The 3,702-nt window shown below is 69.6% G+C and carries 3 protein-coding genes; all 3 read left to right on the top strand.

All coding sequences use genetic code 11. The features are described from left to right. Positions 1-418, top strand: a 418-nt coding sequence (locus HII36_RS53915) for a YraN family protein (protein ID WP_236005177.1), incomplete at its 5' end; no start/stop codon positions are given. Further along, a complete protein-coding gene (locus HII36_RS53910) occupies positions 419-1,954 on the top strand; it encodes a YifB family Mg chelatase-like AAA ATPase (RefSeq protein ID WP_173531157.1) in 1,536 nt (511 codons plus the stop codon). A gap of 522 nt (positions 1,955-2,476) precedes the next feature. Then, positions 2,477-3,702, top strand: a 1,226-nt coding sequence (gene dprA / locus HII36_RS53905) for a DNA-processing protein DprA (protein WP_173531156.1), incomplete at its 3' end; no start/stop codon positions are given.

Below are 3,702 nucleotides of genomic sequence, written 5' to 3'. Positions count from 1 at the left end.
ACCCCGTTCTCCTCCCACCACCCCACCCCAAATCCAGGAGGCTCTGATGCCGGAGGTGGTGGCCATGGCCGCGAGGAACGACCTCGGCAGACACGGCGAGCAACTCGCCGTGACCTACCTGGAGGCTGAGGGTATGAAGATCATCGAACGCAACTGGCGATGCCGCTACGGCGAGATCGACGTCATCGCCGAAGACGGCCCCACCCTGGTCGTCGTGGAGGTCAAAACCAGATCGGGCCGATCCCACGGCACGGCGCTGGAGTCCGTCCGCCCGGCCAAGCTGGCCAGGCTCCGCATGCTGGCCGCCAAATGGCTCGCCGCCCAGCCTCGTACCTTCGAACGCGTCCGCGTCGACGTGATCGCCCTGGAACGTTTCGCCGGCGACTATTCGCTGCGTCACGTACGGGGGGCGATCTAGGTGGCAGTGGCCCGTACTCGGAGTGTCGCCCTCATCGGCGTGACAGGCCGCCCCGTCGAGGTGGAAGCCGACGTGGGCAACGGCCTGGCGGGCATCCATCTCATCGGGCTGCCCGACGCCGCGCTCAGCGAGGCCCGCGAACGTGTCAGATCCGCCATGGTCAACAGCCATTACCCGTGGCCCGACGCACGCATCACGGTCAGCCTGTTCCCCGCGAGCCTGCCCAAGCGGGGCAGCCAGTTCGACCTGGCCATAGCGGTGGCGATCCTCGGCGCCGCCGGGGTCGTCCCCGCCGAACGCGTCGCCGAGCCGTTCTTCCTCGGCGAACTAGGCCTCGACGGCCGCCTGCGACCCGTGCGTGGAGTGCTCCCGTCGATCCTCGGCGCGGCCAAGCAGGGGGACGTCATGGTGGTGGTGCCGTCCGCCAACTCCCAGGAGGCGGCACTCGTCCCCGACGTGAAGGTCGTGCCGATAGCCGACCTGCGCCAGCTCGTGGAGTGGCTGCGCAGGGGAGACGAGCCGCCAGAGCCCGCGTTCCAGCCGTTCTCCGAGCCGTCCCACCAGATCACCCGACCCGCCGTCGACCTGTCCGATGTGGTGGGCCAGCCCGTGGCCCGCCGCGCGCTCGAGGTCTGCGCCGCCGGCGGCCACAACCTGTGGATGCTCGGCCCTCCGGGCACGGGCAAAACCCTCCTGGCCGAACGCCTCCCCACACTTCTCCCCGACCTGGAGCTCGACCACGCCCTGGAAGTGACGGCCATCCACTCGGTGGCAGGCGTCCTGCCGCCCAGCAGCCCCATGCTGAGCAGGCCGCCGTTCGTCGGCCCGCACCACACGGCGACGGCGGCCGCGATCGTCGGCGGTGGCAGCACCGTCGTCCGCCCGGGCGCGGTCTCCCTGGCCCACAGGGGTGTTCTCTTCATGGACGAAGCGCCGGAATTTCCACGCCACGTCCTCGATTCACTCCGCCAGCCACTCGAATCCGGCTACGTCACGGTGTCCCGGGCTGCGGGCTCGATCACCTTCCCGGCCAGATTCATGCTCGTACTCGCGGCCAACCCCTGCCCCTGCGCCCAGGCCGACGACCAGGGCGACACCTGCCGCTGCACACCCACGATCAGGCGCCGCTATTTGGGCAAACTCTCCGGGCCTCTCATGGATCGCATCGACATGAAGGTCACCGTCGCCCGCTCGTCCCGCCGCGAGCTGATGGCCGACCGTCAATTCGTGGAACCCAGCCGGACGGTCGCCGAACGCGTCCTGGTGGCGCGCGACAGAGCGGCCAAGCGCCTGGCCGACACTCCCTGGCGCACGAACGCCGAAATCCCGTCCCCGGTACTCCACGCCAACTACCGCCCGTCCGACGCCGCCATGAAGCCGATGACGTCCTGCCTGGACTCAGGCGCCCTCAGCGCCCGGGGCCTCGACCGCGTGGTCCGCGTCGCCTGGACCCTCGCCGACCTGGCAGGCAAAGACCGACCCACCGAAGACGAAACCTCCGCCGCCCTCTCCTTCTGGCTAGGCGTGACCATGTGACCTTCGGGCGAACGCGGAAGAAGGAGCACCCGGCCAACACCAGGGCCCCCAACACGAGCCAGCGACGCATGCCAGATCCACAGATGCCCGTTCACACATAGCCATGTCCAGCGCTACGGCAGTGGCGCGTTCCACGGTCGTGCCAGCGAAGTCCGCACCCCTCATGTGACACCAGTCGTACTCGCACAACAGCCGCTTCGTGAAGAGCAGCGCTGCTCTTGAACGGGCGGCAACGCTCGCCACGACGAAGTGGGGCGCCGCACTGAACCGGCACAGCACCACGCGAAGCGAAGCACGCCGCATCGAAGCAGGGCGCAAACCACCCAGGACGCGGGCCGCGCTGTCCTGAACGGCAAGCAGCGAACGCCCCTCCGCTGCCCTGTCACCGGAATGCGCCATGTCCTCGAATCCAGCAGGCCTGGCGCCCCGTATCCCCTCCACAACCACCGCTCCTGGGGCCGGCCGCGAAGGCGTACGCAAATCACCCCAGCTCACCCGAAAGCCCAGATCGAGGAGGTTCCAATGACCAGCGCAGAACATGAGGCGAGAGCCGCGCTTATGTGCGCCGCAGACGTCGGCGATCCCATCATGGGCCGCCTCGTCGCGCACTGTGGTGCGCCCGCGGCCGTCGAGGCGATCCGCGCCCGTGCCCTGCCGCCCGAGTTCGTGGCCGACGAGGCGGATCAAGACCGCCCGCCAGACCTGGGTAAGCGCCTCGACGCCTGGCATGCCCGCCTTACCGCCGCTGACCCCGCGGCCGATTTGAAGAAGGGAGAGCAGTCCGGCGCACGGCTCATCATCCCCGGCAGCCCCGAATGGCCCACCCAGTTGGACCAACTCGGCCGGAGCCGTCCGCTCGGCCTCTGGTTGCATGGCACGGCCGATCTCCGGTTCGCCTGCCTTTCGTCCGTCGCGATCGTGGGCGCACGAGCGGCGACCCCGTACGGCGTGCACATCGCCGCTGAGTTCGGCCTGGGCCTCAGCGAAGCCGGATGGACCGTGGTATCCGGCGGCGCTTACGGCGTGGACGCCGCCGCGCACCGAGGGACGTTGGGTGGAGACTCGCCCACGGTCGTCGTCCTGGCCTGCGGCGTGGACGTGGCCTATCCCAGCGGTCACCACGATCTGTTCGCCGCCGTCCGCAACCAAGGAGTGGTCGTCAGCGAATGCCCGCCGGGCACCCACCCCACCCGAGCCCGCTTCCTCATCAGAAACCGGCTGATCGCCGCGCTGACGAGAGGAACCCTGGTCGTCGAAGCGGCCCTGCGCAGCGGCGCGCTGAACACCGCCGCCCACGCACTGTCCCTGAACAGGCATCTGGCCGCGGTTCCCGGGCCGACCACATCCGGAATGTCCGCCGGCTGCCACAAGCTCCTCCGCGAACGCAAGGCCGTCTGCGTCACGACCCCGGAGGAGATGATCGACCTGGTGGGCACGATGGGAGCCGACCTCGCCCGAGAGCCCCGTCCCCCGGTGGTGCCACGAGACAGGCTCAACGAGTCGACCAAGAAGGTCCTCGACGCCGTACCCACGCGCGGCGGCGCCGGCCCCGCCTCGATAGCGGTCGAAGCGGGCGTGTCGATGGACGTCACCTTGAGCGCGCTGGGCGGGCTGGCGGCGGCCGGCTACATCGAACGTTCGCCGAAGGGCTGGAGGCTTCGCAGATCACCCCAGGCCGCATACCCGAAGGCCGACGACACCTCCGCCGGCCAGTGCCCACCTCCCGCCCCCGAAGGCACCCCAGAAGA

The sequence above is a fragment of the Nonomuraea antri genome (assembly GCF_013283785.1).
GTDB lineage: Bacteria > Actinomycetota > Actinomycetes > Streptosporangiales > Streptosporangiaceae > Nonomuraea > Nonomuraea antri.
Note: the sequence above shows the minus strand (reverse complement) of the source record. Positions and strands in the feature narration are given on the sequence as shown.